Origin of the sequence: Pseudomonas putida (genome assembly GCF_004357765.1) — a bacterium.
GTDB classification, from domain to species: Bacteria; Pseudomonadota; Gammaproteobacteria; order Pseudomonadales; family Pseudomonadaceae; genus Aquipseudomonas; species Aquipseudomonas putida_U.
Genome location: NZ_SMTE01000012.1, coordinates 26,104 through 39,331, shown reverse-complemented (window position 1 = coordinate 39,331; position 13,228 = coordinate 26,104). Strand labels below are relative to the sequence as shown.

At 58.0% G+C, this 13,228-nt stretch carries 14 protein-coding genes and 1 pseudogene; 6 read left to right on the top strand and 9 right to left on the bottom strand.

What is annotated here, in order from left to right; all coding sequences use genetic code 11:
• Positions 1–116 precede the first annotated feature (116 nt).
• Entirely contained in the window at positions 117–1,400 is a 1,284-nt protein-coding gene (locus E2H86_RS18900) for an McrC family protein (protein ID WP_133330562.1), read from the bottom strand.
• Positions 1,397–3,478: an AAA family ATPase gene (locus E2H86_RS18895; protein WP_243744078.1), complete on the bottom strand. Its 2,082-nt coding sequence runs from the start codon at positions 3,476–3,478 to the stop codon at positions 1,397–1,399. Before E2H86_RS18895 ends, E2H86_RS18900 begins: the two co-directional genes overlap by 4 nt.
• 350 nt (positions 3,479–3,828) lie before the next feature.
• Here E2H86_RS18895 and E2H86_RS18890 point away from each other — a divergent pair, with 350 nt between their 5' ends.
• Both E2H86_RS18890 and E2H86_RS18885 read left to right on the top strand, forming a co-directional pair.
• Complete coding sequence (locus E2H86_RS18890) at positions 3,829–4,794, top strand: hypothetical protein (protein WP_133330550.1); 966 nt, start codon at positions 3,829–3,831, stop codon at positions 4,792–4,794.
• Between the two features lie 4 nt (positions 4,795–4,798).
• A complete protein-coding gene (locus E2H86_RS18885) occupies positions 4,799–5,374 on the top strand; it encodes a GNAT family N-acetyltransferase (RefSeq protein ID WP_133330548.1) in 576 nt (191 codons plus the stop codon).
• A gap of 83 nt (positions 5,375–5,457) precedes the next feature.
• Here the strand turns inward: E2H86_RS18885 and E2H86_RS26860 are convergent.
• A pseudogene (locus E2H86_RS26860) lies at positions 5,458–5,571 on the bottom strand (DUF3077 domain-containing protein); the annotation flags it as partial.
• A gap of 475 nt (positions 5,572–6,046) precedes the next feature.
• On the opposite strand from E2H86_RS26860, the gene E2H86_RS18880 reads away from it, so the two are divergent.
• Positions 6,047–6,346, top strand: coding sequence for a hypothetical protein (locus tag E2H86_RS18880; protein WP_133330546.1), 300 nt, complete (start codon positions 6,047–6,049; stop codon positions 6,344–6,346).
• Positions 6,347–6,358: 12 nt separating this feature from the next.
• Here E2H86_RS18880 and E2H86_RS26305 read toward each other — a convergent pair whose 3' ends face one another.
• Both E2H86_RS26305 and E2H86_RS18870 read right to left on the bottom strand, forming a co-directional pair.
• The gene (locus tag E2H86_RS26305) at positions 6,359–6,664 is read right to left on the bottom strand and encodes a hypothetical protein (RefSeq protein ID WP_133330544.1); all 306 of its coding nucleotides are present in this window, start codon (positions 6,662–6,664) and stop codon (positions 6,359–6,361) included.
• Positions 6,665–6,742: 78 nt separating this feature from the next.
• The gene (locus E2H86_RS18870; protein WP_133330542.1) at positions 6,743–7,207 is read right to left on the bottom strand and encodes a hemerythrin domain-containing protein; all 465 of its coding nucleotides are present in this window, start codon (positions 7,205–7,207) and stop codon (positions 6,743–6,745) included.
• Positions 7,208–7,414: 207 nt separating this feature from the next.
• Here E2H86_RS18870 and E2H86_RS18865 point away from each other — a divergent pair, with 207 nt between their 5' ends.
• Positions 7,415–7,909 (top strand): DUF1543 domain-containing protein, encoded by a 495-nt coding sequence (locus E2H86_RS18865; RefSeq protein ID WP_133330540.1) that lies wholly within the window; start codon positions 7,415–7,417, stop codon positions 7,907–7,909.
• Positions 7,910–7,917: 8 nt separating this feature from the next.
• Positions 7,918–8,331: an alternative ribosome rescue aminoacyl-tRNA hydrolase ArfB gene (arfB, locus tag E2H86_RS18860; RefSeq protein WP_133330538.1), complete on the top strand. Its 414-nt coding sequence runs from the start codon at positions 7,918–7,920 to the stop codon at positions 8,329–8,331.
• Positions 8,332–8,387: 56 nt separating this feature from the next.
• On the opposite strand, the gene E2H86_RS18855 is transcribed toward arfB, so the two are convergent.
• Entirely contained in the window at positions 8,388–9,062 is a 675-nt protein-coding gene (locus tag E2H86_RS18855) for a polysaccharide lyase family 7 protein (RefSeq protein ID WP_133330536.1), read from the bottom strand.
• Positions 9,063–9,293: 231 nt separating this feature from the next.
• Here E2H86_RS18855 and E2H86_RS18850 point away from each other — a divergent pair, with 231 nt between their 5' ends.
• Positions 9,294–9,611 carry a DUF1654 domain-containing protein gene (locus E2H86_RS18850; protein ID WP_133330534.1) on the top strand — a complete coding sequence of 106 codons (318 nt, stop codon included), beginning with the start codon at positions 9,294–9,296 and terminating at the stop codon, positions 9,609–9,611.
• 22 nt (positions 9,612–9,633) lie between these two features.
• Here E2H86_RS18850 and E2H86_RS18845 read toward each other — a convergent pair whose 3' ends face one another.
• From E2H86_RS18845 to E2H86_RS18835, 3 genes are all read right to left on the bottom strand, one after another.
• On the bottom strand, positions 9,634–10,395 hold the full coding sequence (locus E2H86_RS18845; protein ID WP_133330532.1) for a S24 family peptidase: 762 nt from the start codon (positions 10,393–10,395) through the stop codon (positions 9,634–9,636).
• A 153-nt stretch (positions 10,396–10,548) separates the two neighbouring features.
• Positions 10,549–12,306, bottom strand: coding sequence for an OPT family oligopeptide transporter (locus E2H86_RS18840; RefSeq protein ID WP_133330530.1), 1,758 nt, complete (start codon positions 12,304–12,306; stop codon positions 10,549–10,551).
• Between the two features lie 145 nt (positions 12,307–12,451).
• Positions 12,452–13,186 carry a proteasome-type protease gene (locus tag E2H86_RS18835; protein ID WP_133330528.1) on the bottom strand — a complete coding sequence of 245 codons (735 nt, stop codon included), beginning with the start codon at positions 13,184–13,186 and terminating at the stop codon, positions 12,452–12,454.
• Positions 13,187–13,228 lie beyond the last annotated feature (42 nt).

Here is a 13,228-nt window from a genome sequence, read left to right as displayed (position 1 = left end):
TCCTACAAGGAAGCCCTTAAATCTGATTTTTTGGCCCATTTCTTCCCCTTGCCCGCGGCACTCTCAGGCCCGCCGGCTCGGAGGAAAAGCCTGGTAGGGAGGAGCAATGATGATTTCTAGTTTGGCACCCGAATTGGAACGCAATGCCGCTCATCCACGACTAACCGACCGGCATCCAAGTCAAACGGTAACACCCACAACCGCAAGCCTGCACCGTAATCAAAAGCAGGAAGTCCCGCCTGCAGGCCCGACCAACACGGGTAGATCAGAAAAAGGTTAGGGACGCAGTCATCTGTCCGATACTGATGGCCGTATGCAAAAAGCTGGTAAAAATCCGTTTGGCTCAGATGATAGTTTTTCTCGTGTCTCCCAACGTCGATCCGTTTCCACTTCGTATCCAGAATCCAACGCTGTGCAGGCAGATCGATCAATATGTCTGGCCGCAGGCAAAACATCTGACGATCATCATGCTCGCACAGATATTTACTGCGCGACTGAGCTGTCATCTTGGCGTCAGGTATGAGGTTACGTTGCAGCCAATCTTGAACATACCGCTCGAATAGCCGTTCCATTGGGAACAGCAAACTCATGCCGGCGGTTCTACCCACCACGGCTAGAGGAACGTGCTGACTGAGGATCAGTTCGCACCAGGATTTAACTGGCCTGTAGTGACTCATCAACCGATCATTGCTCCAGGCGCGCAAATCGTGAGCGACATCGCTGCTAGCTCGAATGCTTGTCAGGAATGCCTGTAGTTCTGTCGCAAGTCGCCAGTTCTGTGGGCTAGTCGTGAGTTTCGCGACCTGGTCTAGCGCAAGCTTAAGCAGGCGGTTCTCAGCACGATCGGGTAAGAATATGTCGTGGCGGATCTGGAAGTGGTGCTGTCGCCCTGGTGCTTGGCGCATTTGCGCTACCACATTCAGCTGACCCCGGAGATAACGCTGCTCTTCCTCGACACGCTCGTAATCAAAGCGTATGCCGCGCTTGAGCAACAAATCGAGCTCGTTTAGGAACTGCTCCATCACCCACTCGCTGAGTGGCGCCTCAAACACGTCGACGTTAGCAGCTCCAGCCTTTCGCGGCTTCAGTTGAAGCGCGTTTTGAATCAGCTTGCGTAGCAACTGGCGACTTTTTGCTATGCAGCCATCCTCCTCATGATGCTTAGGCAGGATTTCCAAACGGGTGCCACAGGGGGTTTCCAGCACCCCGACGTATGAGTCCCACTTCAAGGTGCGCCGATTAGTAAGCTTTAGGACACTTGTTCCACTGGCGTCCAAGCAACCGCTGAAATCACACAGCCAGTCGAACGCGCTTTGTGAAACCTGGGCCAAGTCGAGCGAAGGTGCCACCTCCTGTGTGGTGAGGCGTGCGTATTCGCGGATCGTGACGGTTGTTTTCACGACTCTTGATTCTGCAGGTGGCTAAGTAGCTGGCGTCCCAAGCGACGGGTGTTCAATCTATTACCGGTCTCTCCCTGCATACTCAACCCGAGCGTGCTCGCCAATTCCCGTAGTGCGGGGTAGGTGGGTCGTTGTCGCTGTCCTTGGCGTAGTACCTCGATGGAGCCACTGGCGAGTTCTCGCAGTACCAAATCGCCCGCTGAGGCTTCGCGCTTTACGGCCTGTACACTGCTCGGTAGCTGGGTATCGAGAATGCTGAGGTAGGCCTCCAAGCGCTGAAAGGCTTCGTCGTTTAGCTCCCAGGATGGTTTCTCAAGACCGAGAGCTATGTCGCTGCCAAACAGAGCCTCTGCTTGGCTTGGGCGCTGTTGGACGAATTGATCGCAGGTTGGCTTGCGGTGGTCATTGAGGACCCAGGCAATGCGCTGCCAGTCTTCGAAGAAGTACTCCTGCAGCAATGGCAGGATCTGATTGCGAAAAATCTCTTCCAGCCGCGTGATCGAGTTGTCGTTTTTCAACGGCATGAAATAGGCATGACCCAAGCGGTGATCCCGATCCAGCAGCGCTTCTATCCGCTGGTTCATTACGCGCAGCAGTTGCCCGATGTTGAGTTGGTCATTGATCACGACCTCGTCTAGCAGTTCGGGTTTGGGTGGCATTTCGCGGAAAGTGAAGCGGCGCCGTAGAGCAATATCCAGACCTGCCAGCGAGCGATCGACAGTGTTCATAGTGCCAATCAGAAACAGGTTGCCGGGGACGCTGAACGGTTTTTTTGAGTACGGCAGCATCACCGAGAGCGCTTCATCGGCATCGGCTCGCTTGCTTGGCTCGATCAAGGTGATGAGCTCACCAAATATTCGAGACATATTGCCGCGGTTGATTTCATCGATGATAAGCACTCGCGCATCGTTGAGCCTTGGCGCCTCGGTCGGCTGAAGTAGGCGCTCAACCAACGCAGCGAAAAGGTTCTGATAGCCGTTGACCAGGTACTTTTCTAGGTCGGACTCGGCCACCCGCTCGAAAACCCGTTTTTGTCGAATGTCCTCAACTGTTATGCGTCCGTCCTGCACGTAGGTGAGGAGTTGGCGAATGATGCTCAACGGCAGTGGCAGACTGCCCCCGCTAGGCTTATCGAATTCGATTTGTTCGCTGCCAACTTTACGCACTACATAGCTGCCGAAACGTTGATCGACTTGCAGAGCGAGCTCTCCGCTATTGGCTACCTGACCGAGGAGCCCAGCCAGCTTATCCCGGTCCAAGGTGGCGCTGCTCATCTCGTACAAGGTCATCTGGCTGAACTGGCCGTTGAGCAGCTCGGTGTGCGGAAGGGAAGGGGCGTACTCACGCAGCCACTTCACGGAGCGCATCTGCGAGTAACCGGCGTCGAACTCTGGGTGAGGCTTGTACTGGTAGTCGCCGGTCACCTCCGCGATTGCGCGGAATTTGAAGTTGCCATCTGAAACGACAATCAAATCACCCATCTTCATTCGCGTAACGAAGGCAGTGACGCTGGTGATGCCATAGTCATTGGCCGGGTTGGCGGGCGTTACACCAGCTGAAGCGAAACGCTGTTGCACCTCTAGGCGGTTAGTACACCCGGAAAAGTCGATAGCATCGCCATACCCGAGTAGTACATAGCCGCCCTGTAGACATTCCTGATAAACGTGGGAGTCATCGCCTAGGGTATTTCCGAGGGACATCTTCCAGACACGTCGCCCGCTAAGGTCACTTGGACCTTGGGCTTGGTGCGTGACCTTGGCCGCTGCGGCTTCACAGATTGACTTGAAAACGCCATCCACGACTTCATAGCGCAATTGTTGGGTGCTTTCATCGGTCGTGGCGCGCAAGCCCTCCACGAAGTCTTCATAGCTGAAGCTTTGATGGAATGTGACGAAGCGAATCCGTTCTTGCTGGGCGAGTTCATCGAAGCGGCGTTTGAGTACTGCGCGGTTTTTTGAGTGTTCCCGCAGCGTCTCAGGGTCCAGAATCTCTAGAGCTAAGTCGATAGTCGCATAGGTTTTCCCGGTACCGGGTGGGCCGAAGAGGACCTGGTTCAATGCCACGCCGCGATGCTTCAATGCAAATACTCCATGCCAGTAAATCCGCTCGAGAGCGCGCCGAACTCGGGCGTTCTCCGAGACCTTCGACCCAGATGCGATGGTGAGCGCTGTGGTTTGCTGCTCTGTAGCGCGGGGTGAAGGCGTAACGTGTGCTAATCCTACACTGGGATCGGCTCTTTCCTACAGGCGCAGCTTCGAATTCGATGTGAAAGAAGCGACGAAGATGAATAGCCTAACCGCCCCTCACTGAAGGTTGTGATGGAGGCGTGAGGGCAGGGCGGGTCTTGTGCGAGCCGCTTATGCTTTTGAGATCCAACTGGGTAAACTTGCTCGGCTGGGTTAAATAAATTGGAAAGGGTATGCAAGGGATGTCTGAGCAGAACAAGGAATTGCTGGATAAGATTCACCGGCAGCTAAGTGGTACTGAATCGGATCTTTCGTCAAACGGTAGGAAGTCGATCAATTATCATTTGTCCAACATCGCTGCTGACCTTAGGAAGTGGTCGCGAGAACGTAGGGATGATCGTGATAGCAGGACAGAAACCACTACGTGGGCGTTGGGTATCCTGGCCATCGTCGCCTTTGCTTTGATTCAGCTTGGCGGGCAGGAGAATTCTGACTTCGAATGGGTGCAGCAGAACCAAGTCGCAATTAAGATCTGGGGAGTAGTGCTGGCCGCGGTTTACATCGGTGTGTCGGTAGAGCGATCAGAGTTGGTCAAGTCGATCTGGATGTTCTCATTTACCAAGCTCGTTGCATCCCTTGCGGCTTCTGGGTTGATCGTATATTCCACGGGTAAGGCTGCAAGCGCTATCAATGGGGTGTTTGGCGTGGACGCCTCAGTGTTTCCGGTCACGCTAGTATTTACAACCGCGATTATCCTATTCCATTTGGTAGCGCCTTTTCTACTTGGCATTTCGTTGGCAGCGCTAGTTCATCTTTTCAATTTTATCGGCTGGGTCAAAGCTCAATTCGATGGTCCGAATTATCAGCTTCCTCCTTTCCATTCAGCCATGTTTCTCGTGGTGGCCGTTATTCTTATGTTTCAGGGTTGGGCATGGTCGAAGAATGAGCTGAGCATGGAGCGGCTTCCTGAAAAGATCTATCTGATTGCCTACAAGCTAGACTTTAACGAGAGACACCAGTGCGGCAACTTGAAGGAAGATGTATCTGTCGTCTATCTAGGGGCCGATCAGCAAAGCGTGCTTGCGAATCCTACAAAACTGAGGGATTTTGATTTTTCTGATTTTTTCTCAGCTACGGTTAATGTGCCAACACATTTTTTTAAGATGAAGTGTGAATACCCTAGCTACGAGCAAGCTGAGAAGACCTAAATCCATGAACCCCTTACCGACGTTCTTCACCGACCGCCTGACCCTCACGCCCCTCGAACTGGTAGATGCATCGGCCATCCAGGCGCTGTTTCCCCAATGGGAGGTGGTCCGTTACCTGGACAACCGAGTGCCCTGGCCATATCCGGAAGACGGCGCCTTGGTCTATGTGCGCGACATTGCCCTGCCTGCCATGCAGGCCGGGCGTGAATGGCATTGGATGATCCGCCTGCGCGACCAGCCTGAGAGCGTCATTGGCAGCATCAGCCTGTTCGAGCAGGCGGGAAACAACCGCGGCTTCTGGCTTGCGCCGCAATGGTGGGGGCACGGCTATATGAGTGAAGCCTGCCAGGTTATCAACGCGTATTGGTTCGAGACCCTGGCGCGTCCGCTCATGGTGGTGCCCAAGGCCGTAGCCAACCATGGTTCGCGCAAGGTCTCAGAGCGTGAAGGGATGCGCAGGGTGGGAACGCGAACAGGGGATTTCGTCGCCGGGCAGATGGAGGTGGAGGTCTGGGAAATGACACGGCAGCAATGGCTCGAGCATGCCAGGCCGGCAAGCGCAATGGTGTGTCGGAGCTGATCTTCGCCGGCCTCACCTGGGTTGGTCGGAAGGGTTTGATGGCGTGAAGGGGATCTCCCTGGATGGCGGGATATTGCGGCCGCGCTGCCACCTTCGCGGGCGTAGTGGCAGGCGATGCCGGGCTCGATGCAGAACAAGGGTTGGGCCTGGTTTTCGCCTTGGTATAACTTGGTTTTGCCGACTGTGTATTTGTCCAAGAAGGTGGCAGCCGTACGCGGGTTGACAGACCGAGACGTTGGCACTCGGCGCACCAGACGGTGCCCCACGTACAGCCGCCATAAAGCGTGCACATGTGACCTACGTCTCCGGTCTGTCAAAACCGGTCGCTGAATTGGCAGCGACGGATCGAGACTAGAGTCCATTATTTCCATATGCAACGAAAAACAGGCGCAGAGAGTATCTTTGGGAAACGTCCTACAAGGAAGCCCCTAAATCTGATATTTCGGCCCACTTCTTCCCGGCCAGCCGAGGCGCGACCTGCATCCAGCATCGCTTGATCTCCTTCGCCCCGTATCGCGTCAGCCAAGTTGTACAAGTCATTGAAACGCGTACAAGAAAACCCACCGATGGTCCGATTCAGCGCTCATTTCTGAACAATGTTTTGCCCCCAACACAGCAAGGACTAAGGTGATCAGACACACACACATCAGACTTAAGTCGTAGAGGCTCGTTATGCGAATACGCGGTGATGTTTTTTGGGATTGGGCCGATCCGACGCTTCACCACCGCGTTCACGACGAGACGCTCGACGATGGGACGTTCATCGATGTTCAGGTGCGACTGTCGCGGACGGGTAATACGCAGATGTTCATCGGTGTTTACGCCCCGTCTGGAATGGCTGTTCATGAAGAAGCCTTCGATTCACGCCCGGGCGAGTCGATGACTAGGGCGCTTGCCTGGGGCGTGGGACGTGCACGTTGGGTTGCGGCGCAGGGCGCTACCGGCGCACAACTACTCGGTGCCGCGAAATAAGAGAGCAGAGGCTCACAGTCGGGAGGAGTACAAGTGTGCTCTTCCCGTCACAGGCTTGTCACGATGTTCTCCCCCGGCAGTTTCCATTTGCGTGTTCTTCCGCCACCCTCGCAGATTCATAACGCAGAGGCAGAACTGCAGGATGATCAGTGCCCAGGCCTGTGCTTGCCAGCCCCACACGGCCCACAGTACGTTGCTTGCAATGAAACAGCAGAATCCAATTTTCCTTCGACCTGGCCGGCGCGAACCGATGCACCATGCTGCCAACACAGTCATCACCATGGCCGGCCATTCAAGTATTCCGATCCAGTAATCCATGAAACTTTCCAACTGATGATGGGATATCTGGGGTTGGCCACCTACCCGCGTCATGAGCGCCGGCAGGTGGCCGCTTCACTACGCCGCTCGTTGCTCGCCCTTGAGCATCTTCTTCTGCATTTCCATGGTTTGCCCAAGCTCCTCGAGGGTGGCCTTGCTGAGCAGCTTCTTCGCCGTGGGGAAGAGTTCGTCTTCTTCCTCCTCGATATGGTGTTCCAGCAACTCTTTCATGACCTTGACGCGCCCGGCGAACTCGACGGTGCCGGTTTCGGTATGCAGCAGATCGGGTATCACGAGAGAGTCGACCGTCCGATGCTCTTCCTTGGCCTCGTAGTACATTTTTGCCTCTTCCTTGCCACCCGCTTCCTTGATGGCCGGATAGAGAATCTCTTCTTCGAGGGTGGTGTGAATCTGCAGCTCCTGCTGGATCCTGTGAAGTAGCTCGGCCCGCTTTTTCACTGCTCGCTCGGTGGTGGTCGAGAGTTCTTCGAGCAGCTTCTTCACCAGCTTGTGGTCTTGAATCAGTAGATCGATAGCGTTCATGGCGTTTCCTCATCACGGGTTGGATGTAAGAACTTGCCTTTGGTTGAGTCTGCGCAAAGCCATACGGTTCAAAGCGAAAGACGGTTCGGCGCTCGACGCACGCGCCCTTTATACTCGGGTATCTAGGTCGCCTATTGACCAGACCCAGCCGGCAGCGAGTTCGCGGCGCTGTTCAGTAGGTGGCGATTCGGGTAACAGGGGTATCGAATGCTTTTTGTGGTACTGCTCGGCGGCAAGCATCCGCGGGCGAAGATCGAGGTGCACGATGTCGCGTTCGTCGTCGCCGATACGCTGGAGCAAGCCTACCCGCAGCTTCGTGAGAGTTGGTTCGGCAGCTCCAAAGGCATGCACATCGATTCGTGGATGGCGGTCGATGGCGTCGAGGGCTGGCGCGTGGCGTTCAGCCCACTGGCGCCGCTGCCGGATGCGCCGCGGTTGTACTTCATCAACCTGGGTGGCTACGAGGCGGGAGCGTTCGGTGAAGCGCATCAGTACCTGCTGGTGGTGGCCAGGGACATGCGCGAAGCCAAGGAGAAGGGCAGGCGGCAGGTGCTGTCCCATTGGCAGAAAGCCCATACCGATGCGCTGCTGGACGTGGATGACTGTCTACCCATCGATGTGGTGGGTGGGCGCTATGTGCATCTGGTTGAGGGGCCCCATGCCGGGGTCGTGCAACGCAACGACTACATCGTGCTTCCATAGGCACTGTCATGCTGATTATTTCGAACGCTGTTCAACTGCCCGATTCCGACATCGAACTGACCTACATCCGCGCCCAAGGCGCGGGTGGGCAGAACGTCAACAAAGTGTCCAGCGCCGTGCACCTGCGCTTCGACATCCGGGCCTCGTCGCTGCCCGAGTTCTACAAGGAGCGGCTGCTGGCGCTGCGTGACAGTCGCATCACCGGCGACGGCGTGTTGATCATCAAGGCCCAGCAGTACCGCACTCAGGAGCAGAACCGCACTGACGCACTGGCGCGTCTGGCCGAGTTGATCATCGCTGCGGGAAAGACCGAGAAGAAACGCCGCCCCACCAAGCCGACCCTAGGATCGAAGACCCGGCGGCTCGAGGGGAAGGCGCGGCGCAGCAGTGTCAAAGCGGGACGGGGGAAGGTGGATTTCTAGATCCAGTCACCTTGCGATGACCGGATTTCCCGAAGGCCGACTTTTTCGCTCATCGTTCAACTGTGGATCAGCGACAGGCTACTGATGATGCAAATCGAGCCATCGTCGGCAGGGGTGGCGTCGGTGTAGTCGATCTGGTTGTAGACGCCGCCGTGAAACTCGAAAAGATGCGAGTCCCAAGTGTCGTCCAGCTGCAGCGTGCCCGACGACCCCGAAGCGCCGTTGCATTCGGCCGTAACTGTAACTTTGCCATCTGCCATGACATGGATGTTCACGTTGAACTTCGCCCCGAGTGGAACGCCTTTGAGCACTGTGGAGTTGACCGGGGTGGTCTGGTTGTAAGTGGTTCGGAAGCCCAGGGTGATGTTCCCTTTGTTCCAGAACACCTTGATAGGTGGGCTGTCATCGCCCCGCACATGCATCTGGGAAATGACCACTTTCTGCGCAGCGTTGACTTTGGTGAGCTTCATCTCCTGTCGATTCCAGTGCTCCGGTGCGCTGCCCAGCGTCCAGTTGGTCGCCTCAGACCACTCGCAGCGCGTGCGGTGAGTGCTTTTGCTCGAGGCGCCTTTGGTCGGCGCTGAAAATTGCACGGAGCCATCGCTAAGCACCTCGACGACGCTTGGGAATTCGGCAATCGCCACCGCTCCACTGACTTCCAAAGCGACGGGGTTTGTCGAAGATACCGGCACGGGGGTAGTGATCGTTAGGTCATTGATGTTGACGGTCATAGGTTTCTCCTCGCGATACGTTCATTGGCTTGGCACGCTTGCTTCCAGCCTGGATGCGTCCTTCCGCGCGCATGCTCCATTTCGCCATTCGAGCAGCCCATGGGGGTGGGCCTGGCCAGCACGCAAAAGCAAGCTGACTTGCATTTATAAAAGCAGTCGGACACAGAAAAAGCAAGCAAACTTGTATTTGTTTTTTGTACTGTATGAATGGACAGTATTCGGGAGGGGCAGATGTCGGCGCAGAAACGTGCAGGTCGGGTAGATGAGCTGACGAGCCTGGAGCTGCTGGGATTGAGGGTTTCAGCGATGATCAATTCACCCGTGGCCCAGCTGGACCGGAAGGTGATGGTCCATCGAATGGACACGGATCGCGATCAGGATTGGGATGCGATCATGGCGCTACTCGCCGAAACGGGAGGGCTGGAGATGGTGTTCTACGACGATGGATCAGTGCTTCTGAAATGGGACACCGCGACGGATGATGATCGGGTAATCGACCGGGTAGAGGATGTGGCTGTGATCGATTCCCAGGTCCAAGCGCCGTTCTGAAGAACACAGCCCGACTCGGCAGCTACACTTTTCTGGCATTCCAGACCAGTAGAACCTTGGCATGGATCGTCACGTCATCGATCCGGGCGGATTGCTTCTCGTAATTGCGGTTGTCCGAAATCAGCCAGAAATGGTCCTCGTCCCGCCGTTGCAGGCGTTTGATGAGCAGATCACCATGCCAGGTAAGGACATAAACGCCCTCTCCCTGGTAATCGGTGATACCGCGGTCGACAATCACCGGGTCCTTGTCGTTGATGGTCCCTTCCATGCTCTGGCCCCAGCCGGTGATCATCGCCAGGGCTCGTGCCGAGGTGTAGGTCACGCCTTTCTCGCGCAAGACTTCCTCGCGGATCACGACATTTCGGATGAGCTCGCTGTATTCTGAAGGCACTTGGCCGTGTCCCATCGCGGCGCGGATGTCGTATTGCGCGATGGAGATATCGCCTTCTGCTATCTCGGCGGCCGTGATGACAAACCCGCTTGCGCTATCGCCTTGGGGATCGTCCTCGGCTGCGCAAAGCTTGGCGTTCAGCTCGGACTTAGGCTCAGACCTGCGCGGCGGCTCGCCCTTTCCTACGAGAAGCCAATCCACTGTCGTGTCATATCCATCGGCGATGGCGAGCAGGTTGTCGTTTTTGATGTGCTCGGTGTCACCGGCGAACCACTGGCGGACCGCTTCGTAACTGATCCCACACGTAGTGGCTATATCGCGCTTGACGCTACGCACGCCCAATTCCGGTCGGCGGGCTAAGACGAGTTGGGTGATGCGGTCAATGGTATTCATCTGGGCCATCTGCAAGGTTGCTCGGCGAGCGTACAGTCTTCAATGTGCAAGCATGCTTGATTATGCACCTAAAGCGCGCCCACGCAGAGGGGCCATAACGATCACTGCAGAAGCTTTCCGAGCGCCGCGCGGGCGGCGCTCGATATCCGTCCCCTACAACCCCCGCAACATCTCCCAGAACGAAGCCCCCACCCCGGTGATACTTTCCCCCGCAATCAACCCCGCCGCCGCCGTAATCGCAAAGCGTTCAGCCATACGTGGCCAGCGGCAACTGACCAACCAGGTCAGCACCGCCCCCAAGCCCATCATCATGGCGATCGACGCCGGCAGGATGAACGCCAGGCCCAGCGCCGCGGTACTCGGCAGCCAGCGCGCAGCGCGTGGCGGCAGCAGGCTGTCCAGCGCCCCAAGCACCACCCCCGCGACGCTACCGGCCACGATCGCCCAGCGCACCGGCAACGACAGCGCTCCCAAGCCTTGGGTCAGGGTCTGCGCCACGGCTTTCCAGGTCGCCACGGCCGGGGCGGGCCACTGCTCGGTGAGCAGCATCGTCTGTGGGTCGGGAATCAGCAGGCGGTAGACCAGCACACCCACCACGCTGCCGATGAAAATCCCGATGCATTGCGCGATCAGCTGCTTGTGCGGGGTCGCACCGATGGCCTGGCCGACCTTGAAGTCGTTCATCAGGTCGGTCGACTGCCCGGCTGCGCCGCCGGCGGTATTGGCGCTCATCAGGTTGATCGCCACCTGGCCGGGAGCGACCAGGCCGAAGCCGAGCTGCGACAGCTTGCCAATCGCCCCGATCGGCGCGATGCCGGTGGCGCCGACCACCCGGGCGGCCACCACGGCCAGGCACAGTGCCAACGGAATGCTCAGCAGCGCCATCCACCCGTCGATCCCGAACAACAGCACCTGGAGGGTCACCACCAGGGCGATGGCCAGCAGCAGGCATGACGCCGGCCACGGGGTCAAGCGCAGCCTGGCGCGCGGGGCGTGGCACTCCCGGCGCTTGCTCGGCGAGCGCCGGGAGGCCTGCACCAGGCGAATCGCCAATGATGTCAGGGTCGCGCAGACCATCAGGCTCACCCCTGGCCACAACAGCCATTCCACCAAGGTGGCGAACTGTGGGCCGCTGGCGTTGGCGGGCAACACCACCAGGGCATGCTCGATCAGCCACGGCGCCAGGCCGCCCCAGGCCAGTGCGGCGCCGAGCAGCAAGGTCAGGCCCACGCGGATGCCGATGATGCTGCCGAAGCCGATCAGCATCAGCGAAGGGTCGAAGGTGAAGGTCAGGCGCTCGAGCACCGGCGAGGGGGCCCAGCGCGGGATCGTCCAGACGAACCCATCCACCCATTTCACCAGCCCGGACAGCACCGCGGCGCTGCACAGCACCTTGATGCGGGTCATCGCTTCGCGACCGTGCTGGTAGATCTGCTGCAGGGTTTCCAAGGTCGCCATGCCTTCAGGAAACTTCAGCTCCGGGTCGTTGAGCAGGGAGGGGCGCAAGTACCAGGCGATCCAGATGCCCAGAAAGCTCACGGAAAAAACCCAGGCCATCAGTGGCACCGGGTCCAGTTGCTGACCGGTGAGCAGGGTATACGCCGGAATCGGCGCGACCAGCCCGCCGGAGATGATCGAAGCGGCGGCCGAAGCCACGGTTTGGTTGATGTTGCTTTCATGCAGCGACCAATCGGGTTGGCCTTTGCGGCGCCCGGCCAGGCCTTGCCAGAGGGCGAAGCCGACCAGCAAGGCGATGATCGACATGTTGAACGACCAGCCGATCCTCAGCCCCGCATACACATTCGACGGCGTGAGCAAGATGCCCAGCAAGGTCCCCGTGAGCACCGCCCGCAGGCTCAGCTCACGTTCGACGCGCAGGGCGGGAAGGGCGGTGGAGGAGGCGGGGGCCATGGCAATCCTTTGTCGATGTCGCAAGCGCGGTTTGGACAACTGAGCCCCGACAGCCCCCGAAGGTTCACTGGTGCGCCCGGGGCATCGGTGGCGCACCCAGGGTGTTGGAAGTTTCGAGGAGGGTCAACGTGACCCGTTTAGCCAGTCATTCGTTCAGGTAGTCGGCAGGCGGCGCCGGCAGTTCGGCCAGCAGGGCTTTAAGACCATCGCTCCATTGCGCACGGATCTGGCTGAAATAGGCATCTTCGCGGTCGATACGCACCTGCTCCCCGGCCGCGAAGCTGTCCTTGCGGTACACCAGCAGATCCAGCGGCATGCCGACCGACAGGTTGCTGCGCATGGTCGAATCGAACGAGATCAGGCCACAGCGCAGCGCTTCGTCGAGCGGAGTGTGGTAGGTCAGGTTGCGATCGAGAATCGGCTTGCCGTACTTGCTCTCGCCCAGTTGCAGGAACGGCGTGTCCTCGGTGGCCTGGAAGAAATTGCCCTGGGCGTAGATGTTGTAGATGCCCATCGGCCCCCCGGCGATCTGCCCACCGACGATGAGCGCGCAGCTCAGGTCGGCTTTCGAGGCGAGCTTGCTGCAATCGCGCAGGATCACCTCGCGCAGGGTGTCGGCGACCATCACTGCCGCATCGTAGAGCGTGCCGACGTTCAACAGGTGCGAAGCGGACGTGCGGGTCCTTTGCTTCAGCAGGTTGACCACAGACTGCGAGGTGGCCAGGTTGCCGGAGGTCTGCAGGACGATCAGCCGACCCCCCGGTGTACTGAACACGAACAGCTTGCGGAAGGTGGAAATCTGGTCAATGCCCGCGTTGGTACGTGAATCGGAGATGAACACCAACCCGTCCGCCAGTTGCATGGCGACGCAATACGTCATGTGTGCGCTTATCCTGTGTCTGAAAAGTGATCGGCGCCCCGG

Excerpts from the sequence above, each read along its gene's own strand:
- E2H86_RS18855 (WP_133330536.1), bottom strand. The coding sequence starts at position 9,062 with ATGACCGTCAACATCAATGACCTAACGATCACTACCCCCGTGCCGGTA.
- E2H86_RS26305 (WP_133330544.1), bottom strand. The coding sequence starts at position 6,664 with ATGGATTACTGGATCGGAATACTTGAATGGCCGGCCATGGTGATGACT.
- arfB (WP_133330538.1), top strand. The coding sequence starts at position 7,918 with ATGCTGATTATTTCGAACGCTGTTCAACTGCCCGATTCCGACATCGAA.
- E2H86_RS18885 (WP_133330548.1), top strand. The coding sequence starts at position 4,799 with ATGAACCCCTTACCGACGTTCTTCACCGACCGCCTGACCCTCACGCCC.
- E2H86_RS18845 (WP_133330532.1), bottom strand. The coding sequence starts at position 10,395 with ATGAATACCATTGACCGCATCACCCAACTCGTCTTAGCCCGCCGACCG.
- E2H86_RS18870 (WP_133330542.1), bottom strand. The coding sequence starts at position 7,207 with ATGAACGCTATCGATCTACTGATTCAAGACCACAAGCTGGTGAAGAAG.
- E2H86_RS18840 (WP_133330530.1), bottom strand. The coding sequence starts at position 12,306 with ATGGCCCCCGCCTCCTCCACCGCCCTTCCCGCCCTGCGCGTCGAACGT.
- E2H86_RS18850 (WP_133330534.1), top strand. The coding sequence starts at position 9,294 with ATGTCGGCGCAGAAACGTGCAGGTCGGGTAGATGAGCTGACGAGCCTG.
- E2H86_RS18835 (WP_133330528.1), bottom strand. The coding sequence starts at position 13,186 with ATGACGTATTGCGTCGCCATGCAACTGGCGGACGGGTTGGTGTTCATC.
- E2H86_RS18865 (WP_133330540.1), top strand. The coding sequence starts at position 7,415 with ATGCTTTTTGTGGTACTGCTCGGCGGCAAGCATCCGCGGGCGAAGATC.
- E2H86_RS18880 (WP_133330546.1), top strand. The coding sequence starts at position 6,047 with ATGCGAATACGCGGTGATGTTTTTTGGGATTGGGCCGATCCGACGCTT.
- E2H86_RS18890 (WP_133330550.1), top strand. The coding sequence starts at position 3,829 with ATGTCTGAGCAGAACAAGGAATTGCTGGATAAGATTCACCGGCAGCTA.